Origin of the sequence: Curtobacterium sp. MR_MD2014, from assembly GCF_000772085.1 — a bacterium.
In the GTDB taxonomy this organism is placed as follows: domain Bacteria; phylum Actinomycetota; class Actinomycetes; order Actinomycetales; family Microbacteriaceae; genus Curtobacterium.
Map to the genome: position 1 here is coordinate 2,852,716 of NZ_CP009755.1, position 17,226 is coordinate 2,869,941.

Annotated in this window: 18 protein-coding genes; 5 read left to right on the top strand and 13 right to left on the bottom strand. The window is 73.3% G+C overall.

Going from position 1 to position 17,226, the window contains the following annotated elements; genetic code table 11:
- Positions 1 to 7: 7 nt before the first annotated feature.
- A complete protein-coding gene (locus NI26_RS13145) occupies positions 8 to 2,272 on the top strand; it encodes an FdhF/YdeP family oxidoreductase (RefSeq protein WP_066658674.1) in 2,265 nt (754 codons plus the stop codon).
- Between the two features lie 145 nt (positions 2,273 to 2,417).
- Here NI26_RS13145 and NI26_RS13150 read toward each other — a convergent pair whose 3' ends face one another.
- The 9 genes from NI26_RS13150 to NI26_RS13190 all read right to left on the bottom strand — a co-directional run bounded on the left by NI26_RS13150 (position 2,418) and on the right by NI26_RS13190 (position 10,662).
- Positions 2,418 to 3,293: a hypothetical protein gene (locus NI26_RS13150; protein WP_066656160.1), complete on the bottom strand. Its 876-nt coding sequence runs from the start codon at positions 3,291 to 3,293 to the stop codon at positions 2,418 to 2,420.
- Complete coding sequence (locus tag NI26_RS13155; RefSeq protein ID WP_066656163.1) at positions 3,290 to 3,850, bottom strand: RNA polymerase sigma factor; 561 nt, start codon at positions 3,848 to 3,850, stop codon at positions 3,290 to 3,292. The genes NI26_RS13150 and NI26_RS13155 overlap by 4 nt, the downstream gene beginning before the upstream one ends.
- Before the next feature lie 67 nt (positions 3,851 to 3,917).
- Entirely contained in the window at positions 3,918 to 4,427 is a 510-nt protein-coding gene (locus tag NI26_RS13160) for a hypothetical protein (protein ID WP_066656165.1), read from the bottom strand.
- Positions 4,428 to 4,547: 120 nt separating this feature from the next.
- Positions 4,548 to 6,464 (bottom strand): choice-of-anchor G family protein, encoded by a 1,917-nt coding sequence (locus NI26_RS13165; RefSeq protein ID WP_144411366.1) that lies wholly within the window; start codon positions 6,462 to 6,464, stop codon positions 4,548 to 4,550.
- The gene (locus NI26_RS13170; RefSeq protein ID WP_066656170.1) at positions 6,461 to 7,186 is read right to left on the bottom strand and encodes a hypothetical protein; all 726 of its coding nucleotides are present in this window, start codon (positions 7,184 to 7,186) and stop codon (positions 6,461 to 6,463) included. The genes NI26_RS13165 and NI26_RS13170 overlap by 4 nt, the downstream gene beginning before the upstream one ends.
- Positions 7,183 to 7,734 (bottom strand): signal peptidase I, encoded by a 552-nt coding sequence (locus NI26_RS13175; RefSeq protein WP_200884110.1) that lies wholly within the window; start codon positions 7,732 to 7,734, stop codon positions 7,183 to 7,185. Before NI26_RS13175 ends, NI26_RS13170 begins: the two co-directional genes overlap by 4 nt.
- A 32-nt stretch (positions 7,735 to 7,766) precedes the next feature.
- Positions 7,767 to 8,447 (bottom strand): acyl-CoA dehydrogenase, encoded by a 681-nt coding sequence (locus NI26_RS13180; RefSeq protein ID WP_066656175.1) that lies wholly within the window; start codon positions 8,445 to 8,447, stop codon positions 7,767 to 7,769.
- 236 nt (positions 8,448 to 8,683) lie between these two features.
- On the bottom strand, positions 8,684 to 10,285 hold the full coding sequence (locus NI26_RS13185; RefSeq protein ID WP_081985053.1) for an MFS transporter: 1,602 nt from the start codon (positions 10,283 to 10,285) through the stop codon (positions 8,684 to 8,686).
- A gap of 152 nt (positions 10,286 to 10,437) precedes the next feature.
- Positions 10,438 to 10,662 carry a PLDc N-terminal domain-containing protein gene (locus NI26_RS13190; protein ID WP_066658679.1) on the bottom strand — a complete coding sequence of 75 codons (225 nt, stop codon included), beginning with the start codon at positions 10,660 to 10,662 and terminating at the stop codon, positions 10,438 to 10,440.
- Between the two features lie 112 nt (positions 10,663 to 10,774).
- Between NI26_RS13190 and NI26_RS13195 the strand changes: the two genes are divergently transcribed.
- The 3 genes from NI26_RS13195 to NI26_RS13205 all read left to right on the top strand — a co-directional run bounded on the left by NI26_RS13195 (position 10,775) and on the right by NI26_RS13205 (position 13,161).
- Positions 10,775 to 11,191, top strand: coding sequence for an HIT family protein (locus NI26_RS13195; protein ID WP_066656177.1), 417 nt, complete (start codon positions 10,775 to 10,777; stop codon positions 11,189 to 11,191).
- A gap of 106 nt (positions 11,192 to 11,297) precedes the next feature.
- Entirely contained in the window at positions 11,298 to 11,729 is a 432-nt protein-coding gene (locus tag NI26_RS13200) for a hypothetical protein (protein WP_066656179.1), read from the top strand.
- A 1-nt stretch (position 11,730) separates the two neighbouring features.
- Positions 11,731 to 13,161, top strand: a complete 1,431-nt coding sequence (locus NI26_RS13205) for an FtsX-like permease family protein (RefSeq protein ID WP_066656181.1) — start codon at positions 11,731 to 11,733, stop codon at positions 13,159 to 13,161.
- 31 nt (positions 13,162 to 13,192) lie between these two features.
- Here NI26_RS13205 and NI26_RS13210 read toward each other — a convergent pair whose 3' ends face one another.
- Together NI26_RS13210 and NI26_RS13215 are read right to left on the bottom strand one after the other, a co-directional pair.
- Positions 13,193 to 13,621 (bottom strand): hypothetical protein, encoded by a 429-nt coding sequence (locus NI26_RS13210; protein ID WP_066656185.1) that lies wholly within the window; start codon positions 13,619 to 13,621, stop codon positions 13,193 to 13,195.
- A 211-nt stretch (positions 13,622 to 13,832) separates the two neighbouring features.
- Entirely contained in the window at positions 13,833 to 14,282 is a 450-nt protein-coding gene (locus NI26_RS13215; protein ID WP_066656188.1) for a DUF4383 domain-containing protein, read from the bottom strand.
- A gap of 161 nt (positions 14,283 to 14,443) precedes the next feature.
- On the opposite strand from NI26_RS13215, the gene NI26_RS13220 reads away from it, so the two are divergent.
- A complete protein-coding gene (locus NI26_RS13220) occupies positions 14,444 to 15,166 on the top strand; it encodes a tyrosine-protein phosphatase (RefSeq protein WP_066656199.1) in 723 nt (240 codons plus the stop codon).
- A gap of 101 nt (positions 15,167 to 15,267) precedes the next feature.
- On the opposite strand, the gene NI26_RS16260 is transcribed toward NI26_RS13220, so the two are convergent.
- Both NI26_RS16260 and NI26_RS13230 read right to left on the bottom strand, forming a co-directional pair.
- Complete coding sequence (locus tag NI26_RS16260; RefSeq protein WP_066656201.1) at positions 15,268 to 16,134, bottom strand: SMP-30/gluconolactonase/LRE family protein; 867 nt, start codon at positions 16,132 to 16,134, stop codon at positions 15,268 to 15,270.
- 29 nt (positions 16,135 to 16,163) lie between these two features.
- On the bottom strand, positions 16,164 to 17,192 hold the full coding sequence (locus NI26_RS13230; RefSeq protein WP_066656203.1) for an LLM class flavin-dependent oxidoreductase: 1,029 nt from the start codon (positions 17,190 to 17,192) through the stop codon (positions 16,164 to 16,166).
- Positions 17,193 to 17,226: the final 34 nt, after the last annotated feature.

The window sequence follows — 17,226 nt, forward strand, 5'->3', positions numbered from 1 at the left end:
CGCCGAGATGACGGTCGGCGAACCGAAGGAGTGGGCCGCAGGCGTCCCCGGCGTCCTGCACTCGATGGCCCCGGCGATCGAGCAGCTGGGCGTGGCCCGCACCGCCAAGCTCATGCTGAACCTGAACCAGAAGGGCGGGTTCGACTGCATGAGCTGCGCCTGGCCGGACCCGGACAAGCGCAAGACCGCCGAGTTCTGCGAGAACGGCGCCAAGGCGGTCGTGTGGGAGGCCACCCCGCTGCTCGTGCCGCGCACGTTCTGGTCCGAGCACTCGGTCCACGACCTCGCCGACAAGACCGAGTACTGGCTCGGACAGCAGGGCCGCATCACCGAACCCGTGTGGAAGCCCGCGGGGAAGGACCACTACGAGCCGGTCAGCTGGGAGCGGGCGTTCGGGATCATCGCGGACAAGCTGAACGGGCTCGACTCCCCCGACCAGGCGTCGTTCTACACCTCCGGGCGCACCTCGAACGAGGCGGCCTTCGTCTACCAGCTGTTCGTGCGCGCCTTCGGCACGAACAACCTGCCCGACTGCTCGAACATGTGCCACGAGTCGACGAGCCTCGCGATGGCGGAGGTCGTCGGCATCGGCAAGTCGACCATCGCCTACGACGACTTCGAGGAGACCGAGCTCATCATCGTGATGGGCCAGAACCCCGGCACGAACCACCCCCGGATGCTCACCGCGCTCGAGGACGCCAAGGAGAACGGCGCCGAGATCGTCGCCGTCAACCCGCTCCCCGAGTCGAGCCTGAGGCGCTACAAGAACCCGCAGAAGGTCCGGGGCATCGTCGGCCGCGGGACCGAGATCGCCGACCAGTTCGTGCAGATCCGGCTCGGCGGCGACATGGCCCTGCTGCAGGCGCTCGCGAAGCGCGTCGTGCAGGCCGAGCTCGCCGCCCCCGGCACGGTCGTCGACCACGCCTTCATCGCCGAGCACACCAGCGGGTACGAGGCGTTCGTCGAGCACGTCCTGCGGATCGACGACGACGAGGTCCTCCGCGCCACCGGCCTGACCACCGAGGAGATCGACGAGCTCGCCGAGCGCTACATGCGCTCCGAGCGGACGATCATCACCTGGGCTATGGGCATCACGCAGCACACCAAGGCCGTCGACACGATCAAGGAGATCATCAACCTCCTGCTCCTCCGCGGGAACATCGGCCGACCCGGCGCCGGCGCCTCGCCGATCCGCGGGCACAGCAACGTGCAGGGCGACCGGACGATGGGCATCTGGGAGCAGATGCCGGACAGCTTCCTCGACGCCCTGGCGGAGGAGTTCCACTTCGAGCCGCCCCGCGAGCACGGGGTCGACGCCCTGAAGGGCATCACGGCGATGCAGCGCGGCGAGATCAAGTTCTGGATGGGGATGGGCGGCAACCTCGTCGCCGCGATCTCCGACAGCCAGCTCGCCGAGGCGGCGTTCCGCGGCACCGAGATGACGGTGCAGGTGTCGACGAAGCTGAACCGGTCGCACGCCGTCGTGGGCGAAGAAGCCCTGATCCTGCCGACGATGGGCCGCACCGAGATCGACGTGCAGGCCGCGGGCCCGCAGTTCGTCTCGGTCGAGGACACCGTGTGCTCCGTGCACGGCAGCCACGGGCAGGTCCCGCCGGTCGCCCCCGGGCTGCTGTCCGAGGTCGCGATCGTCTGCGAGCTCGCGAAGGCCACCCTCGGTGACCGCGTGGCCGTCGACTGGCAGGGCATGCGGGACGACTACGACGTGATCCGCGACCACATCAGCCACGTCGTCCCCGGCTTCGACGACTACTCCCGCCGCGCCGCGAGCAAGGAGGGCTTCGTCCTGCCGAACGGTCCCCGCGACTCCCGGACCTTCGCCACGAAGACCGGCAAGGCGATGATCACCGTGAACGAGCTCGAGCACGTGGAGCGCCCCGAGGGCACCCTGCTGCTGCAGACGCTGCGGTCGCACGACCAGTACAACACGACGATCTACAGCCTGAACGACCGGTACCGCGGCATCAAGAAGGGCCGCCACGTCGTCTTCGTGAACCCGGACGACCTGGTCGAGCTCGGGCTGCAGGACGGCGACCGGGTGGACGTCGCGACGGTGTGGGACGACGACGTCGAGCGCGTGCTGCGCGACTACCGGGTCGTCGCGTACCCGAGTGCTCGCGGGTGTGCGGCGGCGTACTTCCCCGAGGCGAACGTGCTCGTGCCGCTCGACAGCGCGGCGAAGGGCAGCAACACGCCGGTGTCGAAGGCGGTGCCGGTGCGGTTGACACGGGTGGCGGTGCCCGCGGGCGTGTGAGGCACGCGGGCGGCGGCGCGTGACACGCGTCCTGCGACGAGACCGCTGTCGTTCGACAGCCGCGACGTCGCGGAACGCGCACCGCTGACGGACGGGAGGCACGGTGCCAGCCGGCACCGTGCCTCCCGTCCGCCGCGGTGCCGGGTCAGGGCTCCGGGTGCTCGCCCTGCCAGATCGTGTCGACGGCCTCGAACTCGCGCGGGTAGCACTGGGTGTCGTAGACCTCGATGCTCTCCGACGCGATGCCGTACCGGTACCAGGGCCCGTCGCCGCCCGGTGTCGAGCTCCACAGGCCGTCCGCGGCGTACGTGAGCGGGACGACGGCCATCGGGTGGCCGGCCTGGGCCATGCACGCCTGCAGCCGGTTGAACGCCGTCGTGTACTCCTGCAACGTGACGACCCCGTCGTCGGTCTCGGCGCCCTGCTGCGGGGACGGCTCGGCGATCGTCGCCCGCTGCACCCACGACACCCAGACGGCGTACCGCGCCGACCCGGAGCTCGACAGCGTCACCGACGGGTTCCCGGCGTCGTCCGCCGGGGTCATGCTCCACGGCGTGCGGATGACGTCCTCGGTCGAGGGCAGGCACGGGTCGCCGACGTCCACGCGCGTCCCGTCGACCGCCACCCGGAGGTCCGCCCGGTCCAGGCACGTCCACGACACCGTGATCGCGTCGGCACCGCGCGGTCGGTCGTCCAACGTGATGGTCCGGTCGCCGTGCGTGACGAGGAAGGTCGGGGTCCCGAGCACCGTCGCGTGATTGCTCTCCTCCACCTGGTACCGCGCGGACGTCGCCAGCTGGGTCTCGACGGCGGCGTCCGGGTCGGCTCCGGGCAGCGCGGCCGCGGTCAGCCCGCCGGTTAGCCCACCGCCGACCACGAAGGCTGCGAGCACAGCGAGCACCGCGCCCCGGGTCGGACGGCGACGAGGGACGGGAGCGGTGCCGGGGGTGCCGGACCGGTCGACCTCCGCGACGAGCGCGTCGCGCATGGCGGTCAGGCGGGGGGAGAAGTCGTCGTTCACAGTGCGCCTCCGAGGGGTTCCGCTGTGGCTGTGTACCGCTTGTGGAGCCGGGCCTTCGCCCGGTGGAGTCGGGACTTGACGGTCCCGGGGGCGACGCCGAGCACCGCCGACGCCTCGCGCTCGCTGAGTCCCTCGAGCACGCAGAGGGTCAGGACGCGCTGGTCGTCGAGCGACAGCCGCCCCATGGCCGCGACCGCACCGCCGTCGCCGAACTGCTCCGCGGGGTCGGGCGCCGGCTCGGGCGCCGGGAACCGGCCGAGGAACGCCCGGTGCCGGTGCGCCGACCGGGTGACGTTGTGCGCGGTGTTCGTCGCCGTGACGAGGAGCCACGGCAGGAGCGAGTCGTCGACGAAGCGGACGTGGTCACGGCGCCGCCAGGCCTCGAGGAAGGTCATCGCGACGACGTCGTCCGCGTCGGCCGGTGCTGCTGCCGGGACGAGGCCGACGGCATGTCGCCGGAGCCTCGCGGCGTGCCGGTCGAAGACCCTGCCGAAGGCCTGCCCGTCCCCCGCGAGGCTCAGGGCCCAGTCGGCCCGGTCCCCCGTGATCTGGTTCATGTCAGGTGGTGTCCGCACCGACGCGATCGGTTCCCGGCTCGGCGTGTCGCGCGCGGGCGCGGCGTGTTCAGCGCTGGTCGGCGGCCTCGCGCGGCTCCGTGATCCGCTCCCCGGTCTGCGGGTCCCAGCCGATGGTCCTCGGTTCCTGCGCACGCGGGCGTCGCTCCCAGCGAGGGAACCACGGGCGTGCCGACGGCAGGTACAGCAGCACGGCAGCGGCGACGACAGCGACCGGCTCGAGCGTGGGCCGGTCCGCGCTCCCGACGGCCACGGCGATCACGACGTTCACCAGGGCGAAGGCACCCAGCACCCCGAGCCACACCCGCGCGGTGCCGGAACCACGCCACACGAGCAGGGTCGCCCAGGCGAGCAACGCGCAGATCCCGATGCCGAGCACCCCACCGATCACCGCGATGAGCGGACCACCGGACTCGTCCTGCGCCAGCTGCACCGCTGCCACCGAGACCGTGGTGACCCGTACCAGCAGCACGACCGCCCAGATCGCCAGGGCCGCGGTGACCACCGTCGGTCGTCGCAGCGGTCGGTCGCTGTCCTGCGCGCGGTCGTCCGTCGTCACGGTGCCCCCTCCGGTCGCTCACGGACTCGTCGCCCGCGTACCGCGACGGTAGCGGAGTCGAGACGCCGACGGCAGCCCTAGGAGACGACCCGCTCCGTGTCAGCGCGGCGGCGGAGGCCCTCAGGACCGCGGGGTACCGAGGTCGACCAGGTTCGGCCCGACCGTCGACGACGCCAGGTCGACCCGGGCGAGGGGTGTGCCTCCGCCCGGTCCGAGGACACCGATGCGGATCGCCGTCACCGAGTACGCGCCCGTCCTCGCGTACCGACCGTCACGGGAACCGGGGAGGTCGCGCTGCACGTTGACCTGCACCGACAGCAGCGCGGGGAGCGCCCGGAGCACCGGTGTGACCGCGGCCACGAGCGGCCCCGTCGCCGCTGCCAGGGTGCTGCCCGCGGTGGTGACCTGGGCCAGGAGTCCCCTCGCCACACCCTGGACGACTCCCGGGAGGTCCTCCGTGAGGCCGCTGACGAGCAGGCTGACGAGACCGCCCAGTCCGAGGTCGAGCCCGAGCAGCTTCGACCCGACGGTCACGGTCCCGCTCCCGCCGGCGGCGGTCCCGAGCCCGCTGTCCGTGCGGATGTCCAGTTCGACGACCGGTGTCCCGAGCAGGCCGAGCAGCTGGACGTCGAGCGCGACCTGCAGGCGCAACGCCTCGAGCGTCGAGGTCAGGACCGCCGCGATGCGTTGCGTCCAGGCGTCCAGCATCGCCGTGACCCTGGCCGTGAGCTGGTCCACGAGACCGGCGTCGAGGACGATCTCGGTGTTCGGGGGCAGGCCGTTCAACCCCGAGGACCGACCACCGACGAGCCGTGCGAGGTCGACGTGGACGCTGCCGGACGCGAGGTCGACCGTGACGACGCCGTCGGTCAGCGGCTCCCGGGTGATCGGGGCGATCGCGGTCCCGAGGTCGGCTCCCTGCAGGGTCACGCTGCCGCGCACGGTCCCGACGCGGAGCGTGCCGCCGAGCAACTCCGCGCCGATCTCGGCCCTGACGGCGTTCGCGAGCAGCCCGCCCGGACCGGCGAGCTGGGCCACCGCGCCGTCGAGCGTCCGCACCGTGCTGTCCACCGAGCTCGTGAGCGACGAGACGAGCGGACTGTCGATCCGCAGGTCGAGCCCGGCGATCCCGTAGTCGCGCGTCACCCGCCGCGACCCGTCGGCAGCGGCAGCCGCAACGGGAGCCGTCGTGGTCCCCGTCGCCGCGAGCAACGCAGGTCGGACGGTGGGCGCGTCAGCACCTGCACCGGCCGCGGTGGGACCCGCGGTCCCCCACACCTCGTCCTCGAGCAGGTCGCAGCCGTCGAGCTGCGCCGAGGATCCCACGGCCCCGACCTCGAGCCCGACGTCCGAGACGTTCCGCAGGTCGACGACCCCTGCCAGGGCCTGCCCGAGGTCGAGCGTCGCCGGCTCGGGCAGCGCCTCGGTCGGCGTGGTGTCGGTGACGAGCACGCCCCCGGAGTCACTGACCAGGCCGGAAGCGGCGACCGACCTGCCCGTGGCGACGGACGTCGCGACCTGGTTGACCGCTCCGGCCGATCCTCCGGGCAGTCCGGTGCCGAGGCCGGTCAGGTCGAGTCCGGCGACACTGCCCAGGACGCCGACGTCGAGGGGGTTGCCGTACGCGGCGGTGGTCTCCGTGCGGGTGATCTCGGGCGCGGTCGCCGGGCTGACCGAGACGCCCTGCGTGCCGGTCTTCGTCACGTCGAGCCCGCGCAGGTCCGCGACCGCCCCGAGGTCCTGCCCCGCCACGCTCCCGGCGAGGAACCGGCTCGAGGAGTTCGCCGTGTAGCCGACGTCCTCGCCGCACGAGAACGACGAGGTCCCCAGAGCACCGTCACCGTGCACCCACTCCGAGTCCTGCCACGTCGCGGTCGACGGGGCGGGTCCGGGGACCGTCACCGCTGCGGTCGCCCCGACCACCGCCACGATCCCGACCAGCACGGCGCCACGACCACGGCGCAGCATGCCGAGCACCGCCGGGCGGTGACGGGCACGGTGGCGCGGTCGCTGGCGGGGGCTCGTGCGCGGGATCACCGGGCGCACCCGTCGCTCGACGCCGCTGTCCGCCACACCCGGACCACCACCCCGGCGAGCACGAGCGCCGCCGCGACGAACAGCGGCGCCACGAAGGCCGCACCGGTGGAGGCCAGCGAGGTGGACGACGCCGTCGGCGACACCGGTGGCCCCGCGACCGCGTCGTCCGCGCTCGCGGTCACCCCGAGCCCCACGGTCGCTCGGAGTCCCATGAGCCCGTCGTCGGCCGAGGCTCCCGCGGTGTCGGCGACGGCGAGCTCGACGAGCAGCCAGGTCGCACCGTCGCCGTCGGGATCGGAGACCGGCACACGGAGGGTGTCGGGCTCTCCCGGACCGACCGACAGGACCCGCTGCCCGCCGTCGCAGACCGGCACGGCATCGAGTCCTCGCCAGGGCCGCTCGCACGCCGACACGGCGACCCGGAGGCCGTCCGGGTGCTCGGCGAGCGCTCCGTCCCGACGGAGTTGCACCTCCGTCGCGATCAGCCCTGGTCGGTCGACACTGGTGCGCACCTGCCAGTGGACCGGTCGACCGGGCTGCAGCTCGGGTGCGCGCAGCGGGTACGGCGATGCCTCGAGCACGAGACCGCCCGGTACTCCGGTCTCGGGAACGACGTGCCACCCCGCTGCGACGGCCGCACCGCCGCTGGCGAGCCCGAGGACGGCGCAGATGACCGCTCCGGCCGCGGTGACTCCCGCACGAGCGCCCGCCGTACGACTCATGCTCGCGCTCCGGTGTCGTCGTCCCGAGCGGTCCGTCGTGCTGGCCAGAACGACCACACGACGAGCAGGCCGACCGTCGCCACCGCCAGCCCGCGGGCAACGGGGGTCGAGGACCACTGCAGCACGTGCCCGAGCCCGGGGGCGCTGGCGACGGTGAGCCGGGCCTCGCGGACGACCGAGGGATCACGGTCGATCGTGTCGTTCGCGTCGCCCCGCATCGTCAGCGACCTCGCCTCCGGGTCACCCGGCACCCGATCGACGGCGACCACGCGGTGGGTCACCGGCAGCTCGGATCCCGGTCGCGGGACCGTGACGACCTGCCCCGGTCGCACGTCAGCCGCTGCGATCCGCTCGGACACGACGACCGCCCCGGCGGGGATCGTCGGGCTCATCGACCCGGTGGTCACGACCACGAGCGACAGCCCCGTCGTCGTGGCGACGACCCACCACGCGACGCAGAGGACACCGACGACCCCCGCCACGGCGACGACGACGGCTCGCAGGCGGTGCAGCACGCCGCGACGGCGTGCAGCGGCGGTCGAAACCACTGCCGCGCTGTCCTGCACCGGAACGACCCCGGTCACCTCGAGGTGGCTGCGAACATCCATGCCGGCGCCGCGGTCCGTCCCTGCAGTGCGTCGAGCGCGACCCCGGCGGGCAGCGACGGCGTGGTCGGGAGCGACACCTCGAAGCAGTACGCCTGCTCCGAACCGGCGTCCGCCGCGAGCGCCTGGCTCGCGGCGGCTCCGGTCGACGCAAGGGACCCGTCGGCGATGACGGTGCCGGTGGTGAAGGCCGTCGCACCGCACGGGACGCCGTCGGCCGTCGTCGCGACGCGGACCTGCAGGGCTTGCCAGAGCAGCTCGCCGGGGTCGGAGGTCGTCACCCCGGTCGCGGTCTCCGCCGCCGCCATCCGCACGTCGCCCGCGATCGAGCCCGCCACCGTCCGGAGTCGGACACCGGCGTACGTCGCGTCGCCCGGCGAGAGCGCGATGCCGTCGAGGCCGAAGGTCATCTCCTGGCCGGGGTTCTCCTCGGCCTGCGTCCACCCGGAGTCGAGCGCCGCGGTGACGTTCTGCTCCACCTCGAAGGTGGAGGTCCCGATCCCCGGCCCTCCGGTCCCGTTCCCGCCGAACACCCACTCGGTGTCCGTCCACGACGCGAGCGTGTACCCGACCCCGCCGACGACGAGGGCGCCGCCGGCGACGAGCGCCGCGGCCCTGGTGCGCCGCGAAGCGGGCGCGCTGGACTGTCCTGACATCGTTGCTCCTGATCCGTGCACGCGGACGCCGGTGGTGGGCCGGTCCGACACGGCGGGAGCTGGTGAGGTCCCCCGTCGGCGGCTGTCCGCTCTTCTGGGGACATGCTGCCGGACCTCCGGCCGGAAGACAAGCCAACCGCGAGGATTGCTCCGGAGACTACGGACGGGAGGCGCGGTGCCCGCTGGCACCGCGCCTCCCGTCCGTCAGCTGGTCGCCGCGCAACGGTCGCGCCCGTTCAGACGGACGCCTCCGTCCCGCGGACCTTCCCCACCACGACGTCGACGATCCCGGCGATGAGCGCCGCCGCGACGAAGACCAGGGAGACCCCGAGCCCGAGCGGCAGGCCCTGCGAGTAGTCGCCCTTCGTGCTCGCCAGCGACGAGTAGAACACGCTGCCGACCGCGGCGATGCCGATCGCCGAGCCGACGCGGGCCCCCACCTGGATGAGACCACCTGCGGACCCGCCCTGCTGGACCGGTACCTCGGAGAGCGTGAGCGTCTGGTTCGGCGAGATGGTGAGACCCGACCCGATGCCGGCGACGAGCAGCGGCAGCACGAGCCACCAGCCGAGGTCCGGGCCGTAGTGTTCCGCGACGACCCAGACGACCGCGCCGAGGCCGATGAGCACCAGCACGGTGCCGACCACGATGAGCTGCCGACCGAAGCGGTGCACGATCCGGCCGCCGACGGTCGACGCGATGCCCGAGCCGATGGCGAACGGCACCGACGCGACGCCCGCGAGCAGCGCGGAGTACTGCAGGCCCGACTGCAGCGCCAGGGTGAGGACGAAGAACAGCGGGGTGAACCCGGCGAAGTAGACCGTGGCGAGACCGACCCCGAGCGAGAACGACCGACGGCGGAACAGCCGCAGGTCGACCACGGGCTCGTGGTCCCGGCCGTAGCGGCGCTCCCAGAGCACGAACAGCACCGCGAACACCACCGCGGCGACGACGAGCCACCACTTGGCGTTGCTCTTCCACTGCTCCGACTGCACGAAGGGCAGCAGCAGCGCGACGACCGCGGCGCCGAGCAGGACGATCCCGACCGGGTCGAAGTCGTGCTTCTGGCCGCGCTCCGCCTTCGGCGTGGTGGGCAGGTAGCGGAAGGCGAGCAGGATCGTGACGAGCCCGACGGGCAGGTTCACGAAGAAGACGAAGCGCCACCCGTTCTCGGTGCCGAACGCCGTGATGAGCAGGCCGCCCACCAGCGGACCGATCGCGGTGGCGATGCCGACGGTCGCGCCGAACAGGCCGAAGGCGGTGCCGCGCTCCTTGCCGCGGAACAGCTGCTGGATGAGCGCGGTGACCTGCGGGGTGAGCAGACCGCCGGCCAGGCCCTGCACCAGGCGGGCGACCACGAGCACGAACCCGTTCGGGGCGAAGCCGCAGAGCGCGCTCGCCACCGTGAAGAGTGCGACACCGACGACGAACATGCGGCGACGGCCGACGGCGTCACCGAGCCGACCGCCGGGCACGAGCAGCAGTCCGAACGCCAGGGCGTACCCGGACAGGATCCACTGGACGGCCTCGGGGGTCGCGCCGCTCAGGCCGCTCGAGATGGACTGGAGTGCGACGTTGACGATCGACACGTCGAGCAGGACGATGCCGCCGCCGAGCAGGCAGATGACGAGTGCCTTCCACCGGTTCGGGTCCGGGGCGTCGTCCTGCTGCTGCGCCGGTCGTCCGCCGGTCGGCTGCTGCTGGTCGGGGTGCTGCTCGGGGTGTTGCTCGGCCTGCGGTCCCGAGGGCTGCTCGGCGCTCGCGGCGTGGTGCGCGGTGTGGTGCGCGACGGTGGGAGCCGCATCGGGCTCGACGGGTCTGCGGTGTTCGGCTGCCATGACGATGCCACGCTAGGCCGGGCCCTCGGGGCGATCCGCAGGCTGTGCGGTTCTTGTCCCCCGATCCGACCCGCGGACGCCGAGGACACCTCGGACACAGCGGACGCCCCGGACGCCCCGGACGGGCCGGACGGGCCGGAGGGGCCGGAGGGTCAGCGCCCCGTGCGCTGCAGGCCGTCCGCCGCCCTCCCCAGGAGCCAGTTGACCGCCCAACCGAGCACGCCGACGACCGGCACCAGGACGATGACGAGCGTCCAGACGATCTTCACCGCGTCGCTCCGGCGTCGGTCGCGCCAGACCTGCACCAGCGCCAGCACGTCCAGGGTCAGCAGCAGCACGAGCACCAGCACGTGGGCACCAGCGAGGTTCTCGAACACGTCGTCCTCCTTCGTCGTCGGAGGTCCCACGCTAGGACGCGCCCCGTGTCGGTCGCGTCCTCCGCGAGGACGACCTCACTCCCCCCTGGTCGGCGTCGACCAGACTGGAGCGATGGAGTCGTGCACGTTCTGCAGCATCATCGCCGGCGGGGAACCGGTCACCTGGGTCGAACGCGAGGAGCACGCCGTCGCCTTCGCCCCGCTCCCGGCGTCGGCGCTGGCGCCCGGGCACACGCTGGTCGTCCCGGTCGCCCACACCGCGGACCTGCTCAGCGCCGACCCCACCTCGCTCGCAGCCTGCACGGCGCTGGCGCGACGGGTCGGCCTCGCCCTGCGGGGTGCCCTCGGCGCGACCGGGACCGTCCTCCTGCAGGCCTCCGGCACCGACGCCGGGCAGAGCGTGCCGCACCTGCACTTCCACGTGGTGCCCTGCTGGCCGGACGACGGCACGACGCACTGGCCGGAGCCGCCGTCGGCGCACGTGCACGACGGCGATCCGTACGCCGACCTGCGGGCGATGTTCGATTAGGCGCGGCACCGGATGTCATCCCGGAGGAGCACGTCGGTCCTCCGCTGTGCCGATCCCGCCGTGGGCCGCGGTGCGCTGTGATCGTCCCAGACACGAAAGGCTCGACATGCCCCGCTCCACGATCACCGCTCCCCTCGCCGTCGGCGTGCTCGCCCTCGGCGCCCTGACGCTCACCGGCTGCTCGGCCCTCGGCGACCTCGCCCACGACCGGGTGACCTCCGAGGCCTCGAGCCGCGCCGACCTCGACTCCGCACCCGACTGGCTGCCCTCGGACGCCAGCGACATCACCTCGGTCGCAGGCACCGGCGGGAAGGGCTCCGACACGACCCCGACCACGCTGGTCTTCACGAGCACCGACGGTGTCACCGACGACGCCTGCAGCACGACGCCCCGGCAGTCCGCGCCGACGATGGACGTCGACGGTGCGCCGGACGTGTACAAGGCCACCTCGGTGCTGCGGTGCGGCCCGTGGTCGATGACGTCGACGGGTGACCGCTGGGTCGCCTGGACGCCGAACCCGGGCGACGGCGGGTCCTGACGTGCCCCGTCCCCGCGGCCGCCACCGACGCACGAGGACGCGGCGCGCCCGTCCGTTCGGCGAGCACCGCGCCACGGTCGCCGTCGCGGCCCTCTCCGCCGGCCTCGGCGCCCTCGTCGTCACCGGCGCCGAGGCCGCGCACCGGATCGTCGAGCTCGGCGAACGCACCGGGTCGAGCGCAACGGTGGCCGCGATCCTGCCCGTCGTGGCGTGGGTCTTCATCGGGATCGCCCTGTACGTCAGCGCCGTGGTCGCGTCCAACACCTGCGCGACCGTCATCGCCGGCCGCACCCGCTCGCTCGGACTGCAACGTGTCCTCGGTGCCACCGGTCAGCAGCTCCGCTGGCAGGTCACCCGGACCGGGGCGACCTGCGGGATCGTCGGCGCCGCCGTCGGCACCGTCCTCGGCGCGGTCGTCGCGGACGCCGCGCTCGCCGTCACCGCGGCCGCGGACGTGCTCCCGTCGCTCGGCGTCGTCGCCCCGCCGTCCCTGGTCCCGATCGGGCTCCTGGTCGCGGTCATCACGACGGTCGCGTTCCGCATCGGCTCCCGCGCCGTCCTCACCATCTCCCCGCTCCGCGCGCTCGAGGCCGGCGTCGAGGCCGCTCCCGGCACGACCCGTTCCGTCGGCCGCACGGTGACCGCGAGCACGCTCTCCCTGCTCGGCACGGCGGGGCTCGGCGTCGCCGTGGTGCTCGGCGCGACGAGCGTCGACTCCCTGCTGCTCGCGGTGGCCTGCGGTGCCCTGTCGTTCACGGGCGTCGTGGTCGCCGCCCCGGTGCTGCTCCCCGCCGTCCTGCGGATCGCGGCCGCCGCGTCCGCCCGGTCGGTCGTGCCGGCGATGGCCGCACGGAACTCGCTCCGGGCGCCGAAGCGCACCGCCCGCGCGACGGTGGGGCTGCTCATCGCGGTGACGCTCATGGCCACGTTCGCCGTCGGGTTCTCGACCTACGCCAGCATGCTCCAGGGCCAGGCCGCGGACGACCCCGAGTACTACCGCGGCATCCAGGAGCAGTTCGACCAGCTCGCGGTCATGTTCACCGGCCTCGTCGGTGCCGCGGGGGTCATCGCGGCCGCCGGGGTCGTCGCCGTCACGGCCCTGACGACCGCGCAGCGGGGACGTGAGCTCGGACTGCTCCGGGTGGTGGGCGCGACGCGGCAGCAGGTCCGCGCGCTCGTCCTCGCGGAGACGGCGATCACGGTCGCGGTCGCGGTCGTGCTCGGCGGGCTGCTCGGCACCGCGTACGGCTGGGCCGGGGCGTACACCCTGCTCGGCGCGACGAAGGGTGCGGAACTCATCGCGCCCGTCGTGCCGCTCTGGCTCGTGGTCGTCGTGGTGGTCGGCGCTGCGGGCACCGGGCTCGCCGCTGCGCTCGGCCCGGCGGCACGAGCCGTGCGGGCGGCCCCGGTGACCGCGCTCCGGTACGAGTAGCGCCCGACGGGGCCGGGGGGGTGTCGCGGGGTCAGCCGGCCGCCCGACGCACGAGCTCCCGGAGCCGCTGCTCGACCTCGTCGGTCCACTCGACGACGGCGAACGAGGTCGCCCACATCGCGCCGTCGTCGAGCGTGGCGTCCTCCTGGAACCCGACGGTCGCGTAGCGCGCACCGAACTTCGAGGCCGGCTGCACGAAGGTGACGACCTTGCCGTCCCGCGCGTACGACGGGAACCCGTACCAGGTCTTCGGATCGAGCTCCGGAGCGACCTCGGTCACGAGCACGTGGTAGCGCGCGGCCAGGACCTGGTCGAAGCCCTCGAGTGCCTCGATCGCGGCCGTGCACGCCTCGCGCTCGGCCTCGCGCTTCGCGGCGCCCTTCAGCCCGCGCGTCGCCTTCCGTTCCGCTGCTGCCTGCTGCATCGCGGCTCGCTCCGCGTCGCTGAACACCTCGGCCATGCCCGTCTCCCTCACCGATCCGCCCGGTCCGCGACCGGTGCTGACGGCATCCTGGCACCGCCGGTGCGGACCGCGCGACCCGGCGGACGGGAGGCACGGTGCGGGTCGACCACGAGCCTCCCGTCCGTCCCGGCGCACGCCCGTTGCCCACGGACGACAGGAGCGCGCCGGTCCGAGGACCGACGCGCTCCTGTCTGCGCTGGGCTGGGTGTCAGCGGGTGGTGCGTCCGGCGCGGGGCAGGAGCACGCCGAGGACGATCATCGCGACGGCGAGGAAGGCGTGCAGGACGTTGTCGGCGCTGTTCAGCGGGACGAAGTTCGCAGCCCCGGCCATGCCGGCGACGAAGAGGCCGAAGACGAACAGCACGGCGTAGACGATGCCGCCGATGAGCAGGTACGAGCGCGAGCCCGCGGCCGAACGGGCGGCGAGCAGGCCGACGATGCCGAACAGCAGGTGCACGATGTTGTGGAGCACCGACACCTGGAACAGGCCGAGGAGCATGGCCATCGAGCTGTTGCCCGCGAAGGACAGCGTGCCCATGTCCATCGTGAGTCCGGGGATGAAGCCGGCGATGCCGACGATGAGGAAGACGATCCCGAAGAGCAGTGCGCCCTTCTGGACGAGGGTCGAACCGGTACGGGGGGTTGCTGCGCTGGACATGTGGTCTCTCCTTGTGTGCGAGGACCGGGTCGTGGTTCCGGTCGGGGACGTGACGCGTGTCACGCTCGGTTGCCTTTGACGGTAGACATGCAGCCTGCTCTCGGTTTCCCCCCGTCCGGGGGCACGCGCCGAACGGACAGGACCCGTCGTACGGTGGGAGGGTGCGGGAACTCGACTGGGACGGCTACCGGAACGTGCGGGACCTCGGCGGGCTCCCCACCCCGTCGTCCCCGACCGGTGCGACGCAACTCGGCCGGATCGCACGCGGTCCGCGCCGCGAACTGCTCACTGACCGAGGCTGGCAGGACGCACGCGTGTGGGGGCTCCGGTCGGTGGTCGACCTGCGGTGCGCCGACGAGGTGGGGCGTCGCGAGGGCGATCCCCTCGTCGCTCCGGACGCCCTCACCGACATCACCGTCGTCGCGGCCCCGACCGAGGACCAGGACGACCCGGAGTTCCGCGGGGTGTGCTTCCCGATCCTCGACTCCCCCGAGTACTGGCGGCACAACTGGCGGATCCTGCCCGACCTGGTGCTCGGTGCGCTGCGGGCGATCGCGGACGCGCCGTCCGGGGTGCTCGTGCACTGCAGTGCGGGGCGCGACCGGACGGGCATGATCAGCACGCTGCTGCTCGCGAACGCCGGCGTCCCGCCGACGGCCGTCGCCGAGGACCACGCGGCTTCCGTCCGCGCGATGGCCGGCACCGGGACCCACGCTCCGGGTGACCGCCAGGCGACCTGGGATGCCGACCAGGTGACCGAGTGGCTCGCCACCGTCACACCGATCGTCGAGGACGTCGCCGCCGACGTCGACGCGGCGTTCGCCGCCGTCGGTGCCGACGACGACCTGCGCGCACGGTTGCGCGCCCGACTCACCACCCCCTGACCACGCGGGAGCCGTCGGACGGGAGGCACGCTGCCGGCCCGCACCGCGCCTCCCGTCCGTCAGCTGCGCCCCGCCGTCGACTGCTCAGGTCGGTCGTGGGGTCACGGCCCGGGGACGGTGACGCGGACGGCGCTGATCCGCCCGGCGCGCGTGCGCGCCGTGGTGTCCGGGTCGTAGCTGTCGGCGGTGGCGAGGTAGAGGGTGCGACCGTCCTCGCCGCCGAGCGCGCAGTCGATCGCGCACAGGCCGGGGGCGTCGATGCGGTCGGTGACCTCGCCGCCCTCGACGACGCGGAGGAACTCCCCCGTGTCCACCGAGCAGACCCAGATCGCGCCCTCGGCATCGACCGTGCTGCCGTCCGGCGTGACGCCCCCGGGCAGCGTCGCCCACTCGCGGCGGCCGGTGAGCGACCCGTCCGGCTCGATGTCGAACGCGGTCAGTCGACCACCCCAGGTCTCGCTGACCACCAGGGTCCGCGTGCCGGGGAGCACGTTCGCGCTGTTCGGGAACACCAGGCCGTCGGCGGCGAGCCGGGCGGAGCCGTCCTGGTCGACGACGTAGAGCGGTCCCGGGCGCAGTTCTTCACCGCCGTACAGGTCGTAGCCGAACGCGCCGACGTACGTCCGGCCGGTCGCCTCGTCGACGACCAGGTCGTTGAGGAGCGACGGTTCGGTCGACGACAGGTCGGCGAACGGCTCGTTCGAGCCGTCGGGACGCACGACCTGGATCGTCCGGGCGTTCATGGCACTGACGATCAGCCGACCGTCGGCGAGCCACCCGAGGCCGGACGACTGGCCGTCGATGGTCGTCTCGAGGCGTGGTCGCGCGTCCGCCGCACCGGGGTCGACCGAGAAGACCTCGCCCGTGTGCATGTCGGAGTACCAGAGCCGGCCGTCGTGCCAGCGGTTGCCCTCGGGGAAGCGGATGCCGGAGACGACCTCGGTCGCGGAGTCGATGGTGGTGTGCACCCGTCCAACCTGCCACTCGGGACTGGCGGTCACCTGGCGCTCGTGGCCGGGGTCCAGCCGAGCTCGGGGCCGAGCCGACCGGCCATGTCCTCGATGATCTGCGCGTAGTCGTCGGGTGCGAACGAGAACGGCAGCGCGAAGGCCACCTCCGTCGCCACCTGGTACCCGGCGTCGGCGCGGAGTCGATCGGCGATCTCGGCCGAGCTCCCGACCAGGTCGGCGGCGAACAGCAGCTTCCCCGGCCCCTGCGGGACCCCGACCCGACCGGCTCGCGCCGCGGCGTAGGCCCGGTACCGCTCGACCTGCTCCGGCGTCGCCGAGTCGGTCGGGATGACCACGAGGCCCTGCGAGACCCGCGCCGCAGCAGGGTCCGGGTGCGCGTCGAGGTAGGCGTCGACCTGCGCGCGCTGGTTCGCGGCGAAGTCCGTGCCGACCTCGCTCCGGGTCACGCTCGAGGTGAGCAGGTGGAAGCCGTGCTCGGCCGCCCACACCGCGGACCGCGTGCTGCCGGTGCCGTACCAGATCCGGTCGGCGAGCCCCGGGCTCTGCGGTTGGACGGTCGTGGCGAACTCCTCGATCCCCCGGCGCTCCACGGTCGCCGTGACGGGGTCGCCGCGCACGAGGTCCCGGAAGCGCAGGAGTCGGTCGTTGCCGAGGTCCTCGTGCTCGGCGGTGTCCGGGTGGATCGCGTCGCGGTAGAGGTCGTAGTGCATGGGCGTCCCCACGGAGAAGCCGGGCTGCAGCCGACCGCCGAGCAGCACGTCCACGGTGCCGAGGTCCTCGGCGAGGCGGAACGGGTTCTCGGCGCCGATCGGGGTGACCGCGGTGCCGAGGGCGATCCGCGAGGTGCGCTGCGAGGCGGCGGCCGTGATCGCCACGGGTGACGAGATGCCGTGCTGCAGGTGGCGGTGCCGGAGCCAGGCACTGTCGAAGCCGAGGGCCTCGGCTCGCTCGATCACGCGGAGCGTCTCCTCGTGGCCGTCGGCCGGGCGCACGGGGTCGAACGAGCCGATGGTCAGGAAGCCGAGGCGCTCGAGGGGCCGGTCGTCGGAGGGCATGCTCCGATCGTCGCAGACCGGGGCGCGGGGCGTC

Bases quoted from the DNA above. Each gene is read 5' to 3' on its own strand.
- NI26_RS13145 (WP_066658674.1), top strand. From the start codon at position 8: ATGACGGTCGGCGAACCGAAGGAGTGGGCCGCAGGCGTCCCCGGCGTC.
- NI26_RS13155 (WP_066656163.1), bottom strand. From the start codon at position 3,850: ATGAACCAGATCACGGGGGACCGGGCCGACTGGGCCCTGAGCCTCGCG.
- NI26_RS13170 (WP_066656170.1), bottom strand. From the start codon at position 7,186: ATGAGTCGTACGGCGGGCGCTCGTGCGGGAGTCACCGCGGCCGGAGCG.
- NI26_RS13180 (WP_066656175.1), bottom strand. From the start codon at position 8,447: ATGTCAGGACAGTCCAGCGCGCCCGCTTCGCGGCGCACCAGGGCCGCG.
- NI26_RS13185 (WP_081985053.1), bottom strand. From the start codon at position 10,285: ATGGCAGCCGAACACCGCAGACCCGTCGAGCCCGATGCGGCTCCCACC.
- NI26_RS13195 (WP_066656177.1), top strand. From the start codon at position 10,775: ATGGAGTCGTGCACGTTCTGCAGCATCATCGCCGGCGGGGAACCGGTC.
- NI26_RS13200 (WP_066656179.1), top strand. From the start codon at position 11,298: ATGCCCCGCTCCACGATCACCGCTCCCCTCGCCGTCGGCGTGCTCGCC.
- NI26_RS13210 (WP_066656185.1), bottom strand. From the start codon at position 13,621: ATGGCCGAGGTGTTCAGCGACGCGGAGCGAGCCGCGATGCAGCAGGCA.
- NI26_RS13215 (WP_066656188.1), bottom strand. From the start codon at position 14,282: ATGTCCAGCGCAGCAACCCCCCGTACCGGTTCGACCCTCGTCCAGAAG.
- NI26_RS13230 (WP_066656203.1), bottom strand. From the start codon at position 17,192: ATGCCCTCCGACGACCGGCCCCTCGAGCGCCTCGGCTTCCTGACCATC.